General features: G+C 57.7%; 18 protein-coding genes. 13 read left to right on the forward strand and 5 right to left on the reverse strand.

From position 1 onward, the window contains the following. The first annotated feature begins 197 nt into the window (after nucleotides 1–197). Nucleotides 198–746: a dTDP-4-dehydrorhamnose 3,5-epimerase gene (rfbC, locus tag BJ928_RS28335; protein ID WP_047634425.1), complete on the forward strand. Its 549-nt coding sequence runs from the start codon at nucleotides 198–200 to the stop codon at nucleotides 744–746. A gap of 100 nt (nucleotides 747–846) precedes the next feature. On the opposite strand, the gene BJ928_RS28340 is transcribed toward rfbC, so the two are convergent. Beyond that, nucleotides 847–1,683: a glycosyltransferase family 2 protein gene (locus tag BJ928_RS28340; RefSeq protein WP_047634424.1), complete on the reverse strand. Its 837-nt coding sequence runs from the start codon at nucleotides 1,681–1,683 to the stop codon at nucleotides 847–849. A 581-nt stretch (nucleotides 1,684–2,264) separates the two neighbouring features. Between BJ928_RS28340 and BJ928_RS28350 the strand changes: the two genes are divergently transcribed. The 3 genes from BJ928_RS28350 to BJ928_RS28360 are packed head-to-tail and all read left to right on the forward strand — an operon-like array spanning nucleotide 2,265 to nucleotide 7,126. Further along, complete coding sequence (locus tag BJ928_RS28350) at nucleotides 2,265–3,083, forward strand: ABC transporter permease (protein WP_047634423.1); 819 nt, start codon at nucleotides 2,265–2,267, stop codon at nucleotides 3,081–3,083. Continuing rightward, nucleotides 3,073–4,443 carry an ABC transporter ATP-binding protein gene (locus BJ928_RS28355; protein WP_047634422.1) on the forward strand — a complete coding sequence of 457 codons (1,371 nt, stop codon included), beginning with the start codon at nucleotides 3,073–3,075 and terminating at the stop codon, nucleotides 4,441–4,443. The genes BJ928_RS28350 and BJ928_RS28355 overlap by 11 nt, the downstream gene beginning before the upstream one ends. 1 nt (nucleotide 4,444) lies before the next feature. Further along, a complete protein-coding gene (locus BJ928_RS28360) occupies nucleotides 4,445–7,126 on the forward strand; it encodes a class I SAM-dependent methyltransferase (RefSeq protein ID WP_082011953.1) in 2,682 nt (893 codons plus the stop codon). 143 nt (nucleotides 7,127–7,269) lie between these two features. Here BJ928_RS28360 and BJ928_RS28365 read toward each other — a convergent pair whose 3' ends face one another. After that, on the reverse strand, nucleotides 7,270–8,631 hold the full coding sequence (locus tag BJ928_RS28365; RefSeq protein WP_047634437.1) for an O-antigen ligase family protein: 1,362 nt from the start codon (nucleotides 8,629–8,631) through the stop codon (nucleotides 7,270–7,272). A 157-nt stretch (nucleotides 8,632–8,788) separates the two neighbouring features. Next, complete coding sequence (locus tag BJ928_RS28370) at nucleotides 8,789–9,364, reverse strand: sugar transferase (RefSeq protein ID WP_047634421.1); 576 nt, start codon at nucleotides 9,362–9,364, stop codon at nucleotides 8,789–8,791. Nucleotides 9,365–9,516: 152 nt separating this feature from the next. Between BJ928_RS28370 and BJ928_RS28375 the strand changes: the two genes are divergently transcribed. Beyond that, the gene (locus BJ928_RS28375) at nucleotides 9,517–10,491 is read left to right on the forward strand and encodes an SDR family oxidoreductase (protein WP_348628260.1); all 975 of its coding nucleotides are present in this window, start codon (nucleotides 9,517–9,519) and stop codon (nucleotides 10,489–10,491) included. Here the strand turns inward: BJ928_RS28375 and BJ928_RS28380 are convergent. Continuing rightward, nucleotides 10,488–11,774, reverse strand: a complete 1,287-nt coding sequence (locus tag BJ928_RS28380) for a nucleotide sugar dehydrogenase (protein WP_047634420.1) — start codon at nucleotides 11,772–11,774, stop codon at nucleotides 10,488–10,490. The two genes, BJ928_RS28375 and BJ928_RS28380, sit on opposite strands and share 4 nt — an antisense overlap. 261 nt (nucleotides 11,775–12,035) lie before the next feature. Between BJ928_RS28380 and BJ928_RS28385 the strand changes: the two genes are divergently transcribed. The 4 genes from BJ928_RS28385 (at nucleotide 12,036) to BJ928_RS28400 (ending at nucleotide 15,737) form a co-directional block, all read left to right on the forward strand. Beyond that, nucleotides 12,036–12,224 carry a hypothetical protein gene (locus tag BJ928_RS28385; protein ID WP_047634419.1) on the forward strand — a complete coding sequence of 63 codons (189 nt, stop codon included), beginning with the start codon at nucleotides 12,036–12,038 and terminating at the stop codon, nucleotides 12,222–12,224. Nucleotides 12,225–12,380: 156 nt separating this feature from the next. Next, entirely contained in the window at nucleotides 12,381–13,064 is a 684-nt protein-coding gene (locus BJ928_RS28390) for a DUF1275 family protein (protein WP_047634417.1), read from the forward strand. Nucleotides 13,065–13,213: 149 nt separating this feature from the next. Beyond that, a complete protein-coding gene (galE, locus tag BJ928_RS28395) occupies nucleotides 13,214–14,197 on the forward strand; it encodes a UDP-glucose 4-epimerase GalE (RefSeq protein ID WP_047634416.1) in 984 nt (327 codons plus the stop codon). Then, complete coding sequence (locus tag BJ928_RS28400) at nucleotides 14,175–15,737, forward strand: alkaline phosphatase family protein (RefSeq protein ID WP_047634415.1); 1,563 nt, start codon at nucleotides 14,175–14,177, stop codon at nucleotides 15,735–15,737. The genes galE and BJ928_RS28400 overlap by 23 nt, the downstream gene beginning before the upstream one ends. Nucleotides 15,738–15,806: 69 nt before the next feature. Here BJ928_RS28400 and BJ928_RS28405 read toward each other — a convergent pair whose 3' ends face one another. Further along, nucleotides 15,807–16,313, reverse strand: coding sequence for a DUF1993 domain-containing protein (locus tag BJ928_RS28405; RefSeq protein WP_047634414.1), 507 nt, complete (start codon nucleotides 16,311–16,313; stop codon nucleotides 15,807–15,809). A 373-nt stretch (nucleotides 16,314–16,686) separates the two neighbouring features. Between BJ928_RS28405 and BJ928_RS28410 the strand changes: the two genes are divergently transcribed. The 4 genes from BJ928_RS28410 to BJ928_RS28425 all read left to right on the forward strand — a co-directional run bounded on the left by BJ928_RS28410 (nucleotide 16,687) and on the right by BJ928_RS28425 (nucleotide 21,544). Next, nucleotides 16,687–17,613: a sugar ABC transporter substrate-binding protein gene (locus BJ928_RS28410; RefSeq protein WP_047634413.1), complete on the forward strand. Its 927-nt coding sequence runs from the start codon at nucleotides 16,687–16,689 to the stop codon at nucleotides 17,611–17,613. 72 nt (nucleotides 17,614–17,685) lie between these two features. Then, nucleotides 17,686–19,227, forward strand: coding sequence for a sugar ABC transporter ATP-binding protein (locus BJ928_RS28415; protein WP_047634412.1), 1,542 nt, complete (start codon nucleotides 17,686–17,688; stop codon nucleotides 19,225–19,227). Between the two features lie 32 nt (nucleotides 19,228–19,259). Further along, complete coding sequence (locus BJ928_RS28420; protein WP_047634410.1) at nucleotides 19,260–20,285, forward strand: ABC transporter permease; 1,026 nt, start codon at nucleotides 19,260–19,262, stop codon at nucleotides 20,283–20,285. A 188-nt stretch (nucleotides 20,286–20,473) separates the two neighbouring features. Further along, entirely contained in the window at nucleotides 20,474–21,544 is a 1,071-nt protein-coding gene (locus BJ928_RS28425; protein WP_047634409.1) for a dipeptidase, read from the forward strand. The last annotated feature ends 32 nt before the right edge of the window (nucleotides 21,545–21,576 follow it).

A 21,576-nucleotide genomic window follows, 5' to 3' on the forward strand; every position in this document is an offset into this window, starting at 1 on the left:
AAGGTCGCCTGCCCCGAGGAGATTGCCTATCGCAGCGGCTGGATCAGCGCATCTGACGTCGAGGCGCTGGCGCATCCGCTGAAGAAGAACGCCTATGGGCAATATCTCCTGGGGATATTGCGCGAGCAGATATTCTAACGATCGCGGCGCGCGCCAGCGCCACATCTCCCGTGCGAACAATCCGAGCAGGACGACGAATGAAAGCCATCGATACCGCCATCCCCGACGTCAAGATCATCGAGCCGACGGTATTTGCCGACGATCGCGGCTTCTTCTTCGAAAGCTTCAGCGCGCTCAAGTTCGAAGCCGCAGTCGGACGAAGCGTCGACTTCGTGCAGGACAATCACAGCCGGTCGGGAAAGGGCGTGCTGCGCGGTCTCCATTATCAGCTGCCGCCGCATGCGCAGGCCAAGCTGGTGCGTGTCGTGGTCGGTGAAGTCTATGATGTCGCGGTCGACATCCGCAAATCGTCTCCGACCTTCGGGCAGTGGGTCGGTGTTCTCCTGTCGGCCGAAAACAAGCGCCAGCTTTGGATACCCGAGGGATTCGCCCATGGCTTCCTGACGCTGAACGACCATGTCGAGTTTGTGTACAAGACCACCAACTACTATGCCCCGGAGAGCGACCGCGGCATTCGCTGGGACGATCCGCAGATCGGCATCGACTGGAGGCTCAACGGTGAGCCGACGCTCTCCCCCAAAGACCAGCGACAGCCTTTGCTAGCCGATGCCGAAGTGTTCGAATGAAGACACCCATATCCGTCCGGTCTTCGCCAGGCTTTGGTTTGGCGATGCCGGCGCATGATATGAAGCACTTTATCGCGAGGCATGTCGGCAATCGCGGGTGTCAAAGCAGTTTCAAGCCGAATGTTCGATAGAAGGTATAGCCCGAGCGCACAAATTGCTTGATATGCCACAGACCCTTACGAGCGGCGTCGCCGCCGCCATGGACTATTCTCGCCGTCGGAACGAAGGCGATGCGTGCCATGTCTCGCGTGCGCAAAGATAGATCAAAGTCCTCGAAATAAAGGAAATAGCGAGGATCAAAGCCGGAGAGCTTTCGGAAAATGGCGCCACGAAAGAGCATAAAGCACCCGCTGACGATCGGCGGGTCCCAGAAGGCGTCCACGTCGGACATATCCGTCATCTGATAGCGGTCGAGCCGCTTCCTGAAAAGCCGGCGCAACCATTTTGGCCCAAACCCTCTTAGTGCCAGATCGAAGAGGGAGGGATAGCGCTTGCACAGATATTGGCGCGTGCCATCTGTTCCCATCGCCAAAGGGGTCAATAGTCCGCATTCCGGATGCCGATCCAGGAAATGCAGGGCATTTGCAAGACAGTCGGGGCTCAAGACCACGTCTGGATTGAGCACGAGGTGAAGGTCGCCGACATCGTCCAATGCCATGTTGTTCGCACGGGCAAAGCCGATATTTCCGTGCCCTTCCAGGAGGTGAACGGAAAGATCGCCGAATTTGTCGGACAGCCATCCGGCAAGGGAGCCATCCATAGAATTATCGACTATCGTGATGCTTGTATTCGTTCCCTCGAGGCGCGCGATTGCAGCTCTCAGGCTTTCAAGTGTTTCGCGGAGACCCGCGAGTTCGGGACGATAGGTGACAATGCAAACTGAGAGGAGTGCCGCGCGCTCTTGGTACGGATCTTCGGTGCTATCGGTCGTCATCATGTCATCCGTGGCGATTGATAAAGCAAGATTGCATTAGGGCACGTGGGTGGGAATCGTATTCCCATACGTATTTGACATGCTATGCGCCTTCTAAATGAAGCCATTGAAACCGGAATCTTCCACTTACGATCCGGTGAGCAAAAGAGGAGAAGTCAATGAAAGTTTCGAAGTTTTGTAAGCGCCGGTGTCATTCGCATTGAAACAGGGCAGAACATGGAACGCTTATAAGCTGCTGCTTATGGCGGATGGTGAAATGCATCATGTTTCAGTGGACATCCGTCGCTCTTCATCTTATGGGGGACACCGGGTAAGGCTATACCTTAACGCGGAAAACAAAAGCAACTTCGGGCCAGCAAGGTTTTGATATGGATCTGTGATTTTGAGCGAATCTGCGTATTCTGTCATAAAACTGCCGATTTTTTATTTTCGCGTTCGGGTTCGATCTAGCCTGTGGTCGCGCTGGTCTGAATGGCTCGCTACCTGTCTAAGGGCGCTGGTTCTTTGTTCCATTAAAGATACTGACGTTCTAACCAAGCGGGCTATAAATCTGCGATAAACGGCCGAAAGATGTGTCATCAGTTATGAATAAATATCCAATACACCCTGTCGCGGCGATTCGCAGTCTTTACATTCATCGGCATCTTGTCGTTACTCTTGTGCGACGGGATATGGCGGCTCGATACCGGGGGTCGATTTTTGGTATCTTGTGGGCGCTCTTCAATCCGCTGTTGATGTTGGTTGTCTACACATTCGTATTCAGTGTCATCTTTAAAGCGCGTTGGGGCGGTGGAGGTGATTCCAAAACCGAGTTCGCTTTGTTGCTGTTTCTCGGGCTAATCGTTTTCAATATATTCTCCGAGTGTGTATCTAAGGCACCCGCTACGATTGTCAGTAATGGCAATTATGTTAAGAAAGTGATATTTCCATTGGAAATATTGCCATGGGTAAATATTTTTGTTGCATTGGTGAATGCTCTTATCAGTCTTTCTGTGTGGATTGTCGCATTTATATTTCTTTTTGGTATTCCTTCGCCATATTTACTTATGCTTCCGCTTGTTATTCTTCCGCTTGTACTTTTTATCATGGGGTTGTCATGGTGCCTTGCTTCCCTTGGTGTCTATATCAGGGATGTGAGCCAACTCGTCAGCATCGTCGTAACGGTGACGATGTTCCTTTCACCGATTTTCTATCCTATCTCCGCGTTGCCAGAGAGGTTTCAGTCCATTGTGTTACTGAACCCTTTGGCAACGGTGATCGAGCAGATGCGACAGATCCTTTTTTGGAGGCAGCCGACTGACCTAACATACTACTGGCTCGAACTTCTCGGATCTGCCATCGTGGCTTGGCTGGGGTTTGCTTGGTTCCAGAAAACACGCAAGGGCTTCGCCGATGTCCTCTGACACAGTGATTGCCGCAAGCGCGCTTTCCAAATGCTATCACATTTATGATAATCCTCGTGATCGCCTCAAGCAGATGATTGTGCCGCGTGTATGCTCGCTGCTAGGGCTTAGACGGCGTCAATATTTTCGCGAATTTTGGGCGTTGAACGACGTTTCCTTCACCATCAGGAAGGGCGAGACGGTTGGTATCATCGGTCGTAACGGCAGCGGCAAGTCTACGCTATTGCAGATGATTTGCGGAACATTAAACCCGACCTCGGGAGACGTGGCTACCATCGGACGCATAGGTGCTCTGCTCGAGCTAGGTTCGGGATTCAATCCCGAGTTCACCGGACGCGAGAATGTTTTTCTCAATGCTTCGTTGCTCGGACTGACGGACCAGCAGATCAAGGATCGCTATGATGCGATCGTAAGTTTTGCGGATATCGGCGATTTTATCAACCAGCCGGTAAAGACGTACTCCAGCGGCATGTATGTGCGCCTAGCATTTGCAGTCATAGCTCATATCGATGCGGATTTGCTGGTTATAGATGAGGCGCTTTCTGTTGGGGATGCTTTTTTCACGCAGAAATGCATGCGTTTTCTGCATGACTTTATAAAGCGAGGAAGCATCATCTTCGTAAGCCATGACACTGCGGCCGTTCGTGGACTCTGCACGCGGGCGATTTGGTTGGACAAGGGTGCCGTCGTTATGGATGGCGTACCAAAGGATGTCTGTAATCGTTATCTGGAGGCCTATTATTCAGAAGGTGGTGTGCCGCCGGTGACGACTTCAACCGTTTCGGAAGAAATGGAGAGTGTTACGGAAGACGCGGAGATGGAAGCGACTGTCGATAGCCGGTTGGCCTTTCTCAATGCGTCCAATCTCAGAAATGATCTGCAGGTTTTCAAGTTTAATTCGAATGGTGAAAATTTTGGAAGAAAGCATGCCGAGATAGTCAATGTAACTTTGCGCAACAGATCGGGAAAACCGCTGAGTTGGATAGTTGGCGGCGAGTATGTGGTTGTACGTGTTGAAGCGAAAGCCTATGCAGATCTCACATCACCGATCATTGGCTTCATGTTGAAGGATAGGCTTGGACAAACCTTGTTTGGCGACAATACCTATTTGACAACGATCGATCGCGGCTCGTTCTGCGCGACTGGTGAGATGCTGGTGGCCGAGTTTACCTTCCGTATGCCAATTCTGCCCGCGGGAGATTATTCTATCGGTGTTGCAATTGCAGATGGAAATCAGGACGTACACGTCCAGCATCACTGGATTCATGATGCTATGGCAATAAAATCCGAAACCTCGATGGTTGCAACTGGCTTGGTCGGCGTTCCTATGTCGAACGTCAGCCTTTGGGTGGAAGCGTGATATGTCTGATTTGAAGCGTTCAATGAAATTCACCGGCGAACGATTTTTACCGGAAGTCTCCGGGAATATTGTCGTTGAACACTTGCATCGCTACCTGAGTGCAGCCGAGCTCGCAAAGGATAAGGTAGTTCTTGATATAGCTAGCGGCGAGGGCTATGGGAGCGACCTTCTCTCGCGCCACGCGGCTGAGGTAATCGGTGTCGACATTGCGGTTGATGCCGTCGAGCATGCTAATCTTAAATATCAGCGACCTAATCTTACATTCCGAGTGGGGGAATGTGCCGCGATCCCGTGTCCAGATAATAGCATTGATTTGATTGTAAGCTTCGAAACTCTGGAGCATCACGACAAGCACGATGAAACATTTCGAGAGTTCAAGCGCGTCTTGCGGCCAGGCGGGAAGCTTTTAATCTCGAGTCCCGATAGAAAGTATTATTCTGATCTTCGCGAATATAAAAACGAATTTCATGTCAAAGAACTCTACGAAGAAGAGTTTCGTGAACTTATGGGGAGATATTTTAGAAATATTAGATATTTCTCACAGAGAGTTTGCTACGGATCTTTACTCCTTCCAACAGAGGGCGCGTCGTCCGCACGAAGCTATCTTCTCAAGTCGGATGAGCTGAAGGCCGCTCAAGGGGTATACGAGCCGCTCTACTTGCTTGCCTTGGCCTCCGATGATGAGACGGGGACAATGGAGGTTGGCCTTCTAGAGCAACCGCTCAACGACACAGAGTTGGTGCAATCCTGGACCAAGGAAGTCGCGTGGCGAGACGACGAACTTGATCATCTCCGCAACCAAGTTGCGGAGATTTCGAAACTTCAAGCGAGTCTTGATGCAGAGCGACGTTTGAAAGACACACTGGAGCAGCATAATGCCGATGTGGAGCAGCGTTACGCAGCCATCCTAAATTCTTCCTCGTGGAAGCTGACTAGGCCGCTTCGCGTTGCCAGGCGCGTTTTCAGCAAGATGCTTAGGCTTTCGACCCATCTGCGACCGTTGCTCAGCCGAGCCGTTAACGCTTTTAGATATTTGCTCAGAGGCGATATGAAGGGCCTGTTGAGCAGGATAACTCACTATCGCAGGCAGGCAAAACTCGAACAGATCCGTGGCCGATTGCAGCGATCCAATGGCCGTATTTGGGGGATCATAACGACCCCGCACACGCTTTTCATCGCAAAATGTATTGCCGAGCGTCTGGAACGGCATGGTATCGCCACGGAAATCATGATGGAGGCTCCAAAGGCCTTCGATCACGATCTTTACATCGTGCTTTGTGCGCAGATGTTCAAGCGGTTGCCACCCGGCGAGAAGCGCATCATTTTTCAACTTGAGCAATCCGTCAGCTCTCGCTGGTTTACCCCCGACTATCTAGCGGTTTTGGAGAACTCGTTGGCGGTTCTCGAATATGCGACCGTCAATATAGAATTTCTAGCGAGCAACGGTATAGCCTATCCGCATGTGAACTATCTGCCGATAGGCACATCGTTGAAACCACCGGAACCAATAGATCTCTCCCAAAAGGAATATGATTTCATCTTCTACGGCGACTATTACAGTTCGCCGAGGCGAAGCCCCATGCTTGAAGCTCTCAAGCAGCATTTTTCGGTAAAGCTCTGCAATGATGCCTTCGGTGACGATATGCATCGCTTAATTCGCAAAGCGCGCGCCGTGATCAATATTCACTATTACGAGAATGCTCTGCTGGAGATGCCACGCATACAAGAATGCCTCTCGCTAGGTGTTCCTGTGTTGTCGGAGAGTTCGCAGGACCAGCAGGACTATCCAGAACTAGGGGAAGCCGTTCGATTCTTCGAGCAAGGTTCAATCGAAGCGATGCTTGAAGCGGCGCACGCTATTATCAGTGAGCATGCGACGATCGATGCTGCAGTTCGGAAGTCGGCTGAGCTAAGCTCAACTCGCTTCACGTTTATGATGGACCGTTTCCTGGCAAATATCGGTTCGTTGCCCATGAAAAAATTGCTCGATGGAGAAATTTATCTTGATCGGGATAGCGCGTTGGTCGCTCTTTCAATGCCTGAGACAATCGATCGGCGTCGTGTATTCCTGGCCGAAAGACCTGAAAGCTGTGCAATTTTCGATGGTGTTCGCAATGTAAGAGGCTGGCTGGGTTGTGGGGCGAGCTATTCCGCTCTCGCTCGTAATGCCCTGGCGCGGGGGATGTCTCAATTGACTGTCCTTGAGGACGACGTGCTGTTCCATGAAGGACACAAAGATAAGATTGAGATCGTCCTAGAGTATCTCGGCCAAACGACTAGATGGGATATCTTCTCAGGGGTAATTGCTTCAGTTCATCCCAATACACGTGTGTTAGATGTGGAGGTATGGAAAGGCATGACGTTTGTCAGGTTGGACCATATGACGAGTACCGTCTTCAATATTTACAACAAGCACGCTCTGGATTTGCTGGCACATTGGGACCCGGAAAATACGGATGTGGATCGTAATGCTATCGACCGATATCTCGAAAGCAGCGACAACTTGGTGATCGTCGTTGCCCTTCCCTTCCTGGTTGGCCACAGAGAGGACGTCGCATCGACCCTCTGGGGCTTCGAGAATGACAGGTATTCCAAGATGATTGCCGAGGCGGAAAGGACGATTTCCGATCTCGCCCAACGTTGGCTGGAGAATGAAGGGCGCATGGCAACAATCAACGCCTGATCATGATCATGAACTACCTCATGCAACCAATGAACACATCAGTAATTTGCTCATCGATTGTACGGCGGTGAAGCATTCCTCGGACATGAGGCAATGATTTCACCTAACCAGTCAGGTCGGCCACGGCAGAGCAACGGTGCAAGCTACCGTGGCCGACCCATCACCAAATACTCCCCCTTGAGCCGCATGTGGCACCAGCAGGCGAAGGCGGAGGAGGCGAAGGCCAGGCTTTCGCCGATGGCCAGGCGGTTGTTGGAGTTGCTGAGCAGCGTCAGCGAGAAGAAGAACAGGCAGAGGATATAGGCGTGCCAGGCGGCGCGCGGGATGATGCCTGCCTTGCGGGCGCGCCAGACGGCGCGGATGAAGATACCGAGCATCAGGGACATCACGGCGGCGCCGAACAGGCCGTAGCGCACGAGGATCTCCAGATAGCCGTTGTGCAGCAGCGTGTACTGGACATGCGAATAGCGCGTCTCGGCCCAGTGCTCCAGCCAGCGGTTGCCCCAGCCGAAGAGCGGGGCGGAAGAGAAGACTTCCCAGCTGTTCGACCAGAGTTGCAGGCGTTCGTCCATCGAAACGGGCGTATTGGTGGAGCTGATGGCGTTTGTGACCACGCCGCCCATCTCATGGCCCTCGAACACGTTCTCAACCATGGTGAAGGCTGCCGAAACGGTTGGCCCGGCTGTCTTGTCGAGGTTGTGCCTGACGCCATAGATGCCGGCGACCAACAGGGCGGCTACGGCGACGACGATGATGACGCCGCTCTTCAGGCGCAGATAGGTCAGCGTGACGAGCGCCAGCAGCGGCAGGGTGATGCCGAGCGCCAGCCAGACGCCTTTCGATTTGGCGCCGTAGATGGCGATAAAACAGAGCGCGAAGATGAAGGGCGAAACGACATAGGCGAAGCGGGCGATCTTGCGGTCGCTGGATTTGTCCGTCAGATAGTGCAGCAGCCAGAACAGCGTGAAGATGACGATCATGCCGCAGGCGACGGCGCCGTGGATCTGGTTGTTCATGATCAGCGGGCGGATGGTTTCGCCGGCAAATACCTCGCGCAGGTGCTGTGTGGCAACGAGCATGATGAGGACTACGCCGAAATAGGCGGCGACGATCTTCTCCATCAGCTCCTCGTAGAGCAGGAAAGCGACACCCATGATGGGGAAGAAGAACGGGAAGGCGTAGAGCCAGTCGGAAGCGCCGATATCGTGCTGCGGCGTCAGCCAGAAGGTGATGAAGAAGCGCGCCATGACATAGACGGCCCACCCCATGCAGAGCCAGCCGATCCAGTCCGTACGTGGCCTGATCGGCGCCTTCATGTAATAATAGAGAGCGATCAGGGACAGAAGTGCGGTGGCATAGCGATAGGCATCGCTTTCAAGCACGGTCGGCGAGGCGACGAGCAGCCAGAGCAGGCCGCCGATGATGGCCACGGGTCTCTTCAGGCTGCCTGTGGCCTTGGTGACGCCGATCGGTGTGGCTGCGAGATCAGCATGCGGTTTGTTCATGCGCGAGTCGTCCAATGTCGTCTTCCGCCTTCATTCACAGTCGGTTGATTACCGGCATTCCCAGCCCTCGGAACGGCCCCTATGGCCGCAAAGGGGCAGGAATACGGCATTTTTCCCATCCCGGCACCCCGGCCACGTCGTTTTCGCCGGATGCTGGCTAATGGGCCACTCCGTCGCGCCGGACGACTTTCAGGGCCGTCAGGATGATAATCTTGAGATCGAAAAGGAAGGAGCGACGGCGCAGGTAGTCTTCGTCCAGCGCCACTTTCTCGGGGATCGGCAGTTCGTCGCGGCCGTTGACCTGCGCCCAGCCGGTCAGGCCCGGTAGCAGCACGTCGACGCCGCGTTCGGTGCGAAGCGCGATCAGATCATGCTGATTGAAGAGGGCAGGGCGCGGGCCGATAATGCTCATCTCGCCCTTCAGGATGCACCAGAGCTGCGGCAGTTCGTCGAGGCTCGACTTGCGCAGGAAGGAACCGATCGGCGTCAGATAGATCTTCGGGTCTTTCAGCAGGTGAGTCGCGACGGCGGGCGTATCGGTGCGCATGCTGCGGAATTTCGGCATGCGGAAGATGCGGTTCTTGCGTCCGACCCTGTCCGACCAATAGAGGATCGGGCCCGGCGAGGTCAGGCGCACGGCAATGGCGACGGTCAGGATCGGAATGAAAAAGACGATGGTCGCGGCAAGAGCAGCGAGAAAATCGAAAAGGCGCTTGGCGATCGTATAGGGCATCGTCTCTTGCTGTTGCATCGTCGCCGGGTCGAGGGCGATGAAGGTCTTGATGCCCTGTGCATCTCATATCGCGAATTTAAGCACAACCGCTGCGGATAAGATTCCCAGCCCTTGTTCCGCGTGGATATCCCGTGCAAAGCATGATTGCAGCAATGATTGGTATGAATGAACGGAGGCGGGTCGATCATATGATCCTGGTGACGGGTGCGACGGGTTTTGTCGGGCAGGCCTTGTCTGCCGAGCTTTCTCGGCGGCAGTTGGCTCATCGCCCGGCGAGCCGCGATCCCCGGCCCGGCTTCGTCGCCATCGGGACGATCGACGGCGCCACGGATTGGTCGGAGGCTCTTGCCGGCGTCGATGTGGTCATGCATCTGGCCGCCCGCGTCCATGTGATGAAGGAAAATGCCGTCGATCCGCTGGCCGAATTTCGCGCCGTCAACGTGGACGCCACGGTCAATCTGGCGCGACAGGCGGCAAGGGCCGGCGTCGGGCGTTTCGTCTTTCTGAGTTCCATCAAGGTCAATGGTGAGGCAACGGCTGCGGGAAGGCCATTCAGGGCTTCGGATGCGCCGCATCCGGAAGATGCCTATGGCCGTTCGAAGCTCGAGGCGGAGGAGGCTCTGCTCGCGATATCAGCGGAAACCGGCATGGAGATCGTCATCATCCGGCCGCCGCTTGTCTATGGTCCCGGCGTGAAAGCGAATTTCGCAAGCCTGATGAAATGGTCCGCCCGGCCGTTTCCCTGGCCGTTCGGGGCGGTTCGAAACCGCAGATCCCTCGTCTTCGTCGGCAATCTCGTCGATTTCATGTTGCTTTGTGCTCGCCATCCCTCCGCCGGCAATCGCGTCTTCCTGGTCAGCGACGGCGAGGATCTTTCGATCGGTCAGTTGATTGCCAGACTGGCCGCGGCTGCCGGACGCAAGGCCTGGATGCTGCCGGTGCCGCCGGCATTGCTGGAAGGGCTTGCCGCGCTTCTCGGCCGCAGGGCCGCCGCGCAGCGGCTGCTTGGATCGCTGCAGGTCGACATCGGCGAGACCAAGGCGGTCACTGGCTGGTCGCCGCCCCATTCGGTCGAAGAGGGGCTGGCGGCAACGCTCGCCGGGGTTGGAGCGTCGGTCCGCTCCTAGAGACTCCAGACCGAGTGACCCGTCAGCAGGGGATTGGTCCGGTCAAGGGCCGCTTTCACGTCGACGACGACGCCGTTTTCGCTCAGGAGATCGAGGATTCCGGCTGCTCCTTCGGCCAGATAGGATTTGTGGGGAACGGCAAGGACGAGGGCGTCGAGCTTGCCGAAATCCTTCAGCTCTCTCAGGCGTATGCCATATTCCTCTTCGGCCTCCGCGTGGCTTGCCATCGGGTCGTGCACCAGCGGTTCCAGGCCGAATTGGTGCAGTTCACTGATAATATCGGGCACGCGGCTGTTGCGCAGGTCGGGCACGTTTTCCTTGAAGGTCAGGCCAAAAATGCCGATGCGGGCGCCGTTGATCGGCTTTTTCGCCGCGACCAGCATCTTGATGAGCTTCTGGGCGATGAAGGCGCCCATGCCGTCATTGATGCGGCGGCCGGACAGGATGACTTCCGGGTGATAGCCTAGCTCTTCGGCCTTGGCCGTCAGGTAATAGGGATCGACGCCGATGCAGTGGCCGCCGACCAGGCCTGGCGTGAAGGGCAGGAAATTCCATTTCGTCCTTGCCGCCTTCAGCACGTCGGCCGTGCGGATATCCATCTTCTCAAAAATGATCGAAAGCTCGTTCATCAACGCGATGTTGAGGTCACGCTGGGTGTTTTCGATCACCTTGGCAGCTTCGGCGACTTTGATGCTGGAGGCGCGATGGATGCCGGCCTCGACGACGGCGCCGTAGACGGCGGCGATCTTCTCCAGCGTTTCCTCGTTATCGCCGGCGACCACCTTCACGATGCGTTCGAAGGTATGCTCCTTGTCGCCGGGGTTGATGCGCTCCGGCGAATAGCCGACATGGAAGTCGATGCCCTGCTGCAGGCCGGAAACCTCCGCCAGCACCGGGCCGCAGACTTCTTCGGTGACACCGGGATAGACTGTGGATTCGTAGACGACGATCGAACCTTTGCGCAAAACCTTGCCGACCGTGCGCGAGGCCGAGATCATCGGCCTGAGATCCGGCTGGCGATTGCGGTCGATCGGCGTCGGTACGGCGACGATGAAGAAATCGCGATCCCGCAGATCTTCAATTTCGCCTGTGATCCGCAGCCCGCTTGACTTCAGCCGTTCGGGCGAAACCTCGCGGGTATCGTCTTCGCCCGCCTTCAGCGCGGCGACCCGGGAGGTCTTTATGTCGAAACCGACCACATTATGGAATTTTTCGGCGAGCGCGATCGCGACGGGCAGACCTACATAACCGAGACCAATGACGGCAATTTTTTCGTTCAACACAACATACCTCGAACAATCCACCTGAATTAGCCCAAATCCAAAGCTCGTGTCAGCGCCTAATATTCGCCTTCAGGATCATTTCAGGTGCGGGTCGCATGAATGTGATGACCAGTCCGGTGCTTTGCAATGGCCTGGAAGTGCGGCCATGTCGCACTCTGCGCTTCAGCTTCGGCGGAGATACATAGGATACCTATCGAAACTTTCTGGTCCCAAACCTATTTATTAGGGTGAGACCCATTTTCTCGGAAAGCGTGGTTCGCGATGCGAAACAGCTATCTTAAACATCTACGCACCCAGCGCGACGAGCTTGAAGCCAAGCTTGAGCTGCATATAGCCCGCTATTGTTTTGGCGACGGCGAGGTGGATGACGGCACGGAAGCGGAACTCCGGCAGCGGATTCTGGAGCTGTCTGACGAAATTGCCGCACTGGAAGCCGACCGCGGCGAGTAGGAAACCGCAGGCGGCAGGTTTTGCGTCGATCCGGATCGGCCAAGCTCAGCAATTCCTTAATCGCCCGCAAGTCGGCACAGCCGAGTAATAGCTGCTCGACATCGCAGGCCATTCAGCGCGATAAGGTCGGAGACGATCGAAGCGCGTGAGGAGCCGATGAAGCCGAGCCTGCCTACCCTTCTCAGCATCAATGGCGGTTATGTCGACACCGCCGGATTTCTTGCCCTGCATGGTCTGTTCACGGCGCATGTCACGGGCAATTTCGTCACGCTTGGCACTTCACTGGCCTTGGGAACCTCAGGCGCTCTTGCCAAGCTTCTGGCGCTGCCGGTTTTCTGTGCCGTTGTCATTCTCGCCCGTCTCGTCGGCGGTGATCTCTCACGGCGCAATCTGCCGACGTTGCAGATCATCCTGACGCTGAAATTGCTATTGCTCGTGCTCGCGGCGATCCTGGCGATGCGCTTCGGCCCGTTCGGTGCCGGGGATGGCTGGCAGGCGCTGCTGACCGGCATGATGCTCGTCGCTGCCATGGCCATTCAGACGACGGCGCACCGCATCCATCTTGGCTCGACGCCGCCGACGACGATGATGACGGGCACGACGACGCAGATCATGATCGATATTGCCGACCTGCTGCGCGGCGCCAAACCGGAAGAGAAGGCCGCCATGAAAGCGCGGCTTGGTCGCATGGGAGCGGCCGTCGGCGGCTTTGCGCTCGGCTGCGCGCTGGCGGCAGCCCTTTTCCTGCTTGTTGGCATGGCTTGTTTCTTGTTGCCGCCGGTTCTGGCGCTTGCCGGAATTCTCTTTCACGCCGGCAAGGCGGAGACGAAGCCGGCTTAGTTCTTTCGCCTCCATCCATTCCTGATGCTACCAATCTTGCTCCTTTCTCCCGCCTTGCAAGTCGGCTACAGCTCTCTAAGTGTACGCGTCGGATCGAACCGGTCCGCCGCTTTCGCGCGGCAAATCCTTGTGGTCGAGAAGAGGTGGTCATGGCAGGAGAAACGGTGCTTGTGGTAGGCGGAGCCGGCTATATCGGTTCGCACACATGTCTGGATCTGGCGAACAAGGGCTTTCAGCCCGTCGTCTACGACAATTTCTCCAATGGACATCGTGAGTTCGTCAAATGGGGTCCGGCGGAAGAGGGCGATATCCGCGATCGGGCGCGCCTCGATGAAGTCCTTGCCAAGCACAAGCCCGCCGCGATCCTGCATTTTGCCGCGCTGATCGAAGTGGGTGAGTCGGTCAAGGACCCCGTTTCCTTCTATGAAAACAATGTTATCGGCACGCTGACTCTGCTTTCGGCAGCCCAGGCAGCGGGCGTTAAGGCCTTCGTCTTTTCCTCGACCTGCGCGACCTACGGCCTGCCGCAGAGCGTGCCGCTCGACGAGAGCCACCAGCAGGTGCCGATCAACCCTTACGGCCGCACGAAATACATCGTCGAGCAGGCGCTGGCCGATTATGACCAGTACAAGGGTCTGCGCTCCGTCGTGCTGCGCTATTTCAATGCCGCCGGCGCCGATTTCGAGGGCCGTATTGGTGAGTGGCATACGCCGGAAACCCACGCGATCCCGCTTGCGATCGATGCGGCGCTCGGCCGCCGCCAGGGCTTTAAGGTCTTCGGCAGCGATTACGACACGCGCGACGGCACCTGCGTGCGCGACTATATCCATGTGCTCGATCTGGCCGACGCCCATGTCCGCGCTGTTGAATATCTTCTGCGCGGCGGCGAATCCGTTGCGCTCAACCTCGGCACGGGCACGGGGACGACGGTGAAGGAGCTGCTCGGCACGATCGAGACCGTGTCGAAGCGGCCGTTCCCGGTCGAATATGTCGGCCGGCGCGAAGGCGATTCGACGACGCTCGTCGCCAACAACGACAAGGCCCGCGATATTCTCGGCTGGTCGCCGCAATATGATCTGACCGAGATCATCCAATCCGCGTGGAACTGGCATGCCAAGTCCAACCAGCACTGAGCGCGCCTCGGGCAATTCGGGCAAGCGCCCGAATATCCTACTGATTTCTGCCGACCAATGGCGGGGGGATTGCCTCTCCGCCGTCGGCCATGAATGCGTGAAGACGCCGAATGTCGATGCGCTTGCCCAGGAAGGCGTGCTGTTCCGGCGGCATTATGCGGGTGCCGCGCCTTGCTCACCAGCTCGCGCGACGCTCTATACCGGCCTTTACCAGATGAACCATCGCGTTTGCCGCAATGGTTCGCCGCTCGATGCCCGTTTCGATAATGTCGCGCTTGCGGCGCGGAGGGCCGGCTACGATCCGACGCTGTTCGGCTATACCGACACGGCGCCCGATCCGCGCGACCGCGATCCTCATGATCCGCATCTGACGACCTATGAAGGCGTGCTGCCGGGCTTCACGCCGCGGCAGCTTCTGCCCGAACATGAGAAACAGTGGCTGTCCTGGCTACGGTCGCGTGGCCATGCCGATGCCGTCAGCCGCGATATCCATATTCCTGTTGGTGCCGAGCCCGGCGAGATTTCCAACAATGCGCCCGCCTATTCCAAGGACGAGACGCAGACGGCTTTTCTGGCCGGCGAATTCATCCGCTGGCTCGGAGAGCAGGATCAGCCCTGGTTCGCGCATGTGTCCTTCCTGCGGCCGCACCCACCCTTTTCGGTGCCGGAACCCTATAACCGCATGTTCTCGGCTGCTGATGGTCCGGCTTTTGCGCGTGCGGTCGATCTCGAAGCGGAAATGACGCTGCATCCATTGCTCGCCTTCGGCCTACCGCTAATCGGCAAGGGCGGTTTCATGTATGGCGGCAAAGGTTCGATCAGCGAGTGGACGTCTCAGGATTTCGCGGCAATCCGCGCCATCTATTACGGCATGATCGCCGAGGTCGACGCGCAGCTTGGCCGCATCTGGCAGGCGTTGAAGGATGCGGGCGCGTGGGACGATACCGTCATCGTCTTCACCTCCGACCATGCCGAAATGATAGGCGATCACTGGATGCTCGGCAAGGGCGGCTTCTTCGACGGCAGCTATCATGTTCCGCTGGTCATTCGCGATCCCCGTCAGAGCGCTACGCGTGGCCGGCAGGTGGAGCGCTTCACCAGTGCCGCTGATATTTTCCCGAGCCTGTGCGACCGGCTCGGCATAGTGCCGGCAAATCATGTCGATGGCGACAGCTTGCTGCCGTTCCTCTCCGGTTCCGAACCGGAAGGCTGGCGCGACGCGGCCTTCTGGGAATTCGATTTTCGCGATATCGCCGAGGGCATTCCAGAGCGGCATTTCGGCTTGCGGTCCAGTGCCTGCAATCTGGCCGTCGTGCGCGACGAGCGCTTCAAATACGTCCATTGCGCCGGGCTTCCGCCGCTGCTCTTCGATCTTGTGAAGGACCCGGCGGAGCTTTCGAACGTCGCCGAGGACGGCGCCTATACGGCGACAAGGCTAGCCTATGCGGAAAAACTCCTCTCGATGCGGGCGGAGCATCTGGACCAGACGCTTGCCTATACGGAGCTGACGGAAAGAGGGCCGGTTTCGCTCCGGCCCTGAGTGGTTTCTGTCGTCTGCCTTTACTTAATTCCGGACGGAAAACCGCTGCGCAGTTTTGCGCGACATGCTTTAGGCAAACGATCCGAGATAGTTCGTCTTGCCCACAGCCAGGCCACGGCTGCGCAGAATGTCGTGCGCCGTGGTGACGTGGAAGAAGAAATTCGGCAGCGCGAATTTCGCCAGATAATCCTCGCCCTTGAAGACCACCTTGTTGCCGCCGGGCGAGATCGTCACTTCGCGTGTGTCGCTGCCTTCCATGGTGGCCGGCGTGACCGTTGCCAGGAAATCCTGCGTTTTCTTCAGGCGCTCGCGCAGGTCCGCGACGGTCGTCTCGTTGTCCTCAAAGCGCGGGGCATCGATGCCGGCGAGCCGGGCAATGGTGAGCTTCGCCGTATCGGAGGCGCGCTGATACTGGCCGGAGAGCGGCAGCATGTCGTCGATCAAGCGCGCGGAAACGAGTTCTTCGGCCGAAATGCCTTTCTCCGCGGCATGGGCTTCGATCTTGTCGAGATAGGCCGAGAGGTTTTGCAGGCCGCGTTGAAAGACGGGGACCGAGAAACTGTACATCGAGGGCATGTGTGTTCTCCGTTGTAGGCCGTGGGGCGGCCGGTTTGTCATCAGCATTCTATTCCGTTCCCGTGTCGATGGAATAACCGTTCCATCGTGCCGGGTGCCCGTATGTAGGTTTGGTTGTCGGCTCTTGCAGCAGTGGCGGCAAGAAAACTCGTCCTTTGCCGGCTTGAGCGACGCGGCCAGAATTTGCTGTTGACCTTTGTTCCGAAAAATGGAATGAATATTCCGCATAATGAATTTTACGGTTTGTTTGTTCCGTTTTTCAGTATGGCCGCCATGGGAGTGGCAGCCGAATTGAATAGAGGCTCCGCAGCCGAGGCTGGGGGCTCCGGCATTCAGGAGGGGTGTGGCCGGGCACCGTATCTGGGAGGAAAACATGAAGAAATTTATCCTTGGCTCCGCGATGGCCCTTCTGCTGTCGACCGCTGCCCACGCCCAAACCATCGGCGTTTCGATGGCTCTCTTCGACGACAACTTTCTGACCGTTCTGCGCAACGGCATGCAGGATTATGCCAAGGACAAGGGCGTGACGCTGCAGGTCGAAGACGCGCAGAACGACATTGCCAAGCAGCAAAGCCAGATCCAGAACTTCATCGCCAGTAAGGTCGATGCCATCATCGTGAACCCGGTCGATACCGACGCGACGGCCGCAATTTCCAAGCTCGCCGCCGATGCCAAGATCCCGCTCGTCTATGTCAACCGCGAGCCGGCCAACGTCGACAGCCTTCCGGACAACCAGGCCTTCGTCGCCTCCAACGAGCAGGAATCCGGTACGCTGGAAGCCAAGGAAGTCTGCCGTCTGCTGGGTGGCAAGGGCAAGGCCGTCATCATGATGGGCGAACTTTCCAACCAGGCCGCCCGCATGCGCACCAAGGACGTCCATGACGTCGTTGCGACGGACGAGTGCAAGGGCATCCAGATCGTTCAGGAACAGACCGCCAACTGGCAGCGTACGCAGGGCGCCGACCTGATGAGCAACTGGCTCTCCAGCGGTGTCGAATTCGATGCCGTCATCTCCAACAACGACGAAATGGCGATCGGCGCCATCCAGGCGCTGAAGGCTTCCGGCAAGTCTCTCGACAAGATTGTCGTTGCCGGGGTCGATGCCACGCAGGACGCGCTTGCCGCCATGCAGGCCGGCGACCTGAAGGTCACCGTGTTCCAGGATGCAGCGGGCCAGGGCAAGGGCGCAGTCGATGCCGCGCTGAAGCTCGCCAAGGGCGATAAGATCGACAAGAAGGTGTACATTCCCTTCCAGCTCGTGACGCCTGCAAACGTCAAGGACTTCGTCAAGAAGAACTGATCGCATGACGATCGACGGATGCGGGCTCGAATGCCCGCATCCTTTGAAATCCGATCTGCCCGGGAGGGAAAAATGGTTGTGAGCCCATCCACGATGGCGGCGGTGCGCGCCAGCGGCGTTGTTCCCAATGCCGCCTATCTGCTGAGCGCGGAAGGCATCCGCAAGGAATTTCCCGGCGTGATCGCCCTCGACGACGTTTCCTTCCGCCTGAAGCGTGGAACGGTGCATGCGCTGATGGGTGAAAACGGCGCGGGCAAGTCGACACTGATGAAGATCCTTGCCGGCATCTATATTCCCGATCAAGGCGAAGTGCGCCTCAAGGGCGTCGAAATCCGGCTGAAATCGCCGCTCGATGCGTTGGAAAACGGCATCGCCATGATCCATCAGGAATTGAACCTGATGCCCTTCATGACGGTCGCGGAGAATATCTGGATACGGCGCGAACCCAAGAACCGCCTCGGCTTTGTCGATCATGCAGAAATGAGCCGCAAGACCGAGGAGCTTTTCCGGCGGCTCAACATTTCGATCGATCCGGAAATCCAGGTGCGCGAGCTCTCGGTCGCGAGCCGCCAGATGGTCGAGATCGCCAAGGCGGTCTCCTATAATTCCGATGTGCTGATCATGGACGAGCCGACTTCGGCGCTGACGGAGCGCGAAGTGGCGCATCTCTTCCAGATCATCCGCGATCTTCGCGCCCAGGGCATCGGCATCGTCTACATCACCCACAAGATGAACGAGCTGTTCGAGATTGCCGACGAGTTTTCGGTGTTCCGCGACGGCAAATATATCGGCACGCACGCCTCCAGCGACGTGACCCGTGACGACATCATCCGCATGATGGTCGGCCGCGAGATCACGCAGATGTTCCCGAAGGAGGAGGTGCCGATCGGCGAGACCGTGCTCTCGGTCAAGGATCTCAGCCTCGACGGCGTCTTCTCCAACGTTTCCTTCGATGTCAGGGCCGGCGAAATCCTCGGCGTCGCCGGGCTGGTTGGCTCGGGTCGTTCCAACGTCGCCGAGACCATCTTCGGCGTCACGCCCGCGTCGTCCGGCACGATCGAGCTTTTCGGCAAGAGAACCGAGATCGCTTCGCCGGCGGCAGCGATCCGCCACGGGATGGCGTTCCTGACCGAAGACCGAAAGGATACGGGCTGTCTTCTCATCCTCAGCGTGCTCGAGAACATGCAGGTGGCGGTGCTGCACGACAAGTTCGTGCGCGGCGGCTTCGTGCAGGAGGGTGCGATCGAAGAGGCCTGCGAGGAAATGGCGAGAAAGCTGCGCGTCAAGACGCCGAACCTCGACGAACGCATCGAAAATCTCTCCGGCGGCAATCAGCAGAAGGCGCTGATCGGCCGGTGGATGCTCACCAATCCCCGCATTCTCATCCTGGACGAGCCGACGCGCGGCATCGATGTCGGCGCCAAGGCGGAGATCCATCGTCTCGTCACCGAAATGGCGCGCAACGGCGTCGCCGTCATCATGATCTCGTCGGAAATGCCCGAAGTGCTCGGCATGAGCGACCGCATCATGGTGATGCACGAAGGACGGGTCACGGGGTTCCTGGATCGGGCGGACGCAACTCAAGTGAAGGTGATGGAGCTGGCCGCGCAGTGACGCCGCCAACCGTCGCAAGGGAGGATTGAACCATGGTTACCAAAGTTGCAGAGGCGACCGCTCCGGCAGTCACGCGGCCAAGACGTCGCCGTGTTCCGCCCGAACTCGGCATCTTCCTTGTGCTGATCGGCATTGCGCTTCTCTGTGAAGTCCTCGGCTGGATCTTCGTCGGCCAGAGCTTCCTTTTGAATCTGCAGCGCCTGAAGATCATGATCCTGCAGGTCTCGGTCATCGGCATCATCTCGGTCGGCGTGACCCAGGTCATCATAACAGGCGGTATCGACCTTTCATCCGGCTCCGTCGTCGGCCTGACGGCGATGGTGGCCGCCAGCTTTGCCCAGTCCTCGACATGGGCGCGCGCCGTCTATCCGGCGCTGACCGACATGCCGTTCTTCGTGCCGATCGGCATCGGCCTGCTGATCGGTCTTGCCGCCGGCTACATCAACGGCCAGCTGATTACCAAGACGAAGATCCCACCCTTCATTGCCACGCTCGGCATGATGGTCTCGGCTCGCGGCCTGTCGAAGCTCTACACCAAGGGCCAGCCGATCTCGGGCCTCACCGATCAGTTCAATTTCATCGGTTCGGGAATCTGGCCGGTCGTCGTCTTCCTCATCATCGCCGTCGTCTTCCATATCGTGCTGCGCTACACGCGCTACGGCAAGTTCACCTATGCGATCGGCGCCAATGTGCAGGCGGCGCGCGTCTCCGGCATCAATGTCGAGGCGCATCTGGTCAAGGTCTATGCAATTGCCGGGCTTCTCGCCGGTCTCGCCGGCATCATCACGGCTGCCCGCGTGCAGACGGCGCAGGCCGGCATGGGCGTGAACTACGAGCTGGATGCGATCGCGGCAGCCGTCATCGGCGGCACGTCACTGACCGGCGGCGTCGGTCGCATCGCCGGCACGGTGATCGGCACCGTCATCCTCGGCGTGATGATCTCCGGCTTCACCTTCCTCAACGTCGACGCCTACTATCAGGAAATCGCCAAGGGTTTCATCATCGTCGCGGCCGTGGCCATCGACGTCTACCGCCAGAAGAAGCGGGCCAAGCGCTGAAATGCCCGACACATCGTCAGCGTTCTAAATCATGCTCTCAGGCGGGGTTTTTACCCCGCCTTTTCCATTTGCGTATGCCATTCCATGCAAATGCAAATTTTTTTCATTTGGGTATGGCGAATCCTGTCAGCTTTTCTATTCTGGCCGCTTTCCATTCGCTCCCCAGAGCGCTTTATCCAGGATAGACAATGCAAGCCGTGTTCGATGGTCACAACGACGTTCTTCTGAGGCTCTGGCATCATGCGCGCGACGGCGCGGACCCGATCGCCGAATTCAGGGACGGGACGTCGAGCGGCCACATCGATGCGCCGCGCGCCCGGGCCGGCGGTCTCGCAGGCGGCCTCTGCGCCATTTATATCCCCTCGGGCGATCTCGTCTTTGCCGATCCGGACAGCAACGGCCACTATGCCACGCCGCTTGCAGCGCCGCTGGAGCGGGCGCCGTCCCTCGATATCGCGCTGGAAATGGCGGCGATCGCGCTCAGGCTCGACCGCGCCGGCGCCTGGAAGCTCTGCCGCTCCACCGCCGAGATCCGCGATTGCATGGAGAATGGCGTTTTCGCTGCCGTCATGCATATGGAAGGCTGCGAAGCGATCGATGCCGATCTGGTCGCGCTCGAAACCTTCTATGCCGCGGGCCTGCGCTCGCTCGGCCCCGTCTGGAGCCGCAACAATGTCTTCGCGGATGGCGTGCCGTTCGCCTATCCGAGTTCTCCGGATACCGGGCCGGGCCTGACGGCAGCCGGCTTCGAGCTGGTGCGCCAGTGCAATCGGCTCGGCATCCTCGTCGATCTCGCCCACATCACGGAAAAGGGTTTCTGGGACGTCGCCAAGACTTCGGATCAGCCGCTCGTTGCCAGCCACTCCAATGCGCATGCGCTGACGCCGGTCGCGCGCAATCTCACCGACAAGCAGCTCGATGCCATCAAGGAAAGCCGCGGCATCGTCGGCCTCAATTATGCGACGGCGATGCTGCGCGACGATGCGCGCTCGGATGCCGATACGCCGTTGGAGGCGATGGTGCGGCATGTCGATCATCTCGTCAGCCGCGTCGGCATCGACTGCGTCGGCCTTGGATCGGACTTCGACGGTGCCACGATTCCTGCGGAAATTAGCGATGCTGCAGGCAATCAAAAGCTGATTGAAGCCCTCCGGAACGTTGGTTATGGTGAGGCCGATCTTGTAAAGCTGTGCAGGGAGAACTGGCTTCGCGTCCTGGCGTCTGCCTGGAAGGAAGACAGCGGAAAACGTGCGTCCTGATACTGCGTAGAGTTTAAAAAAGGGGAATGAAA

Origin of the sequence: Rhizobium sp. WW_1 (assembly GCF_003610155.1) — a bacterium.
Lineage (GTDB): Bacteria > Pseudomonadota > Alphaproteobacteria > Rhizobiales > Rhizobiaceae > Rhizobium > Rhizobium tropici_A.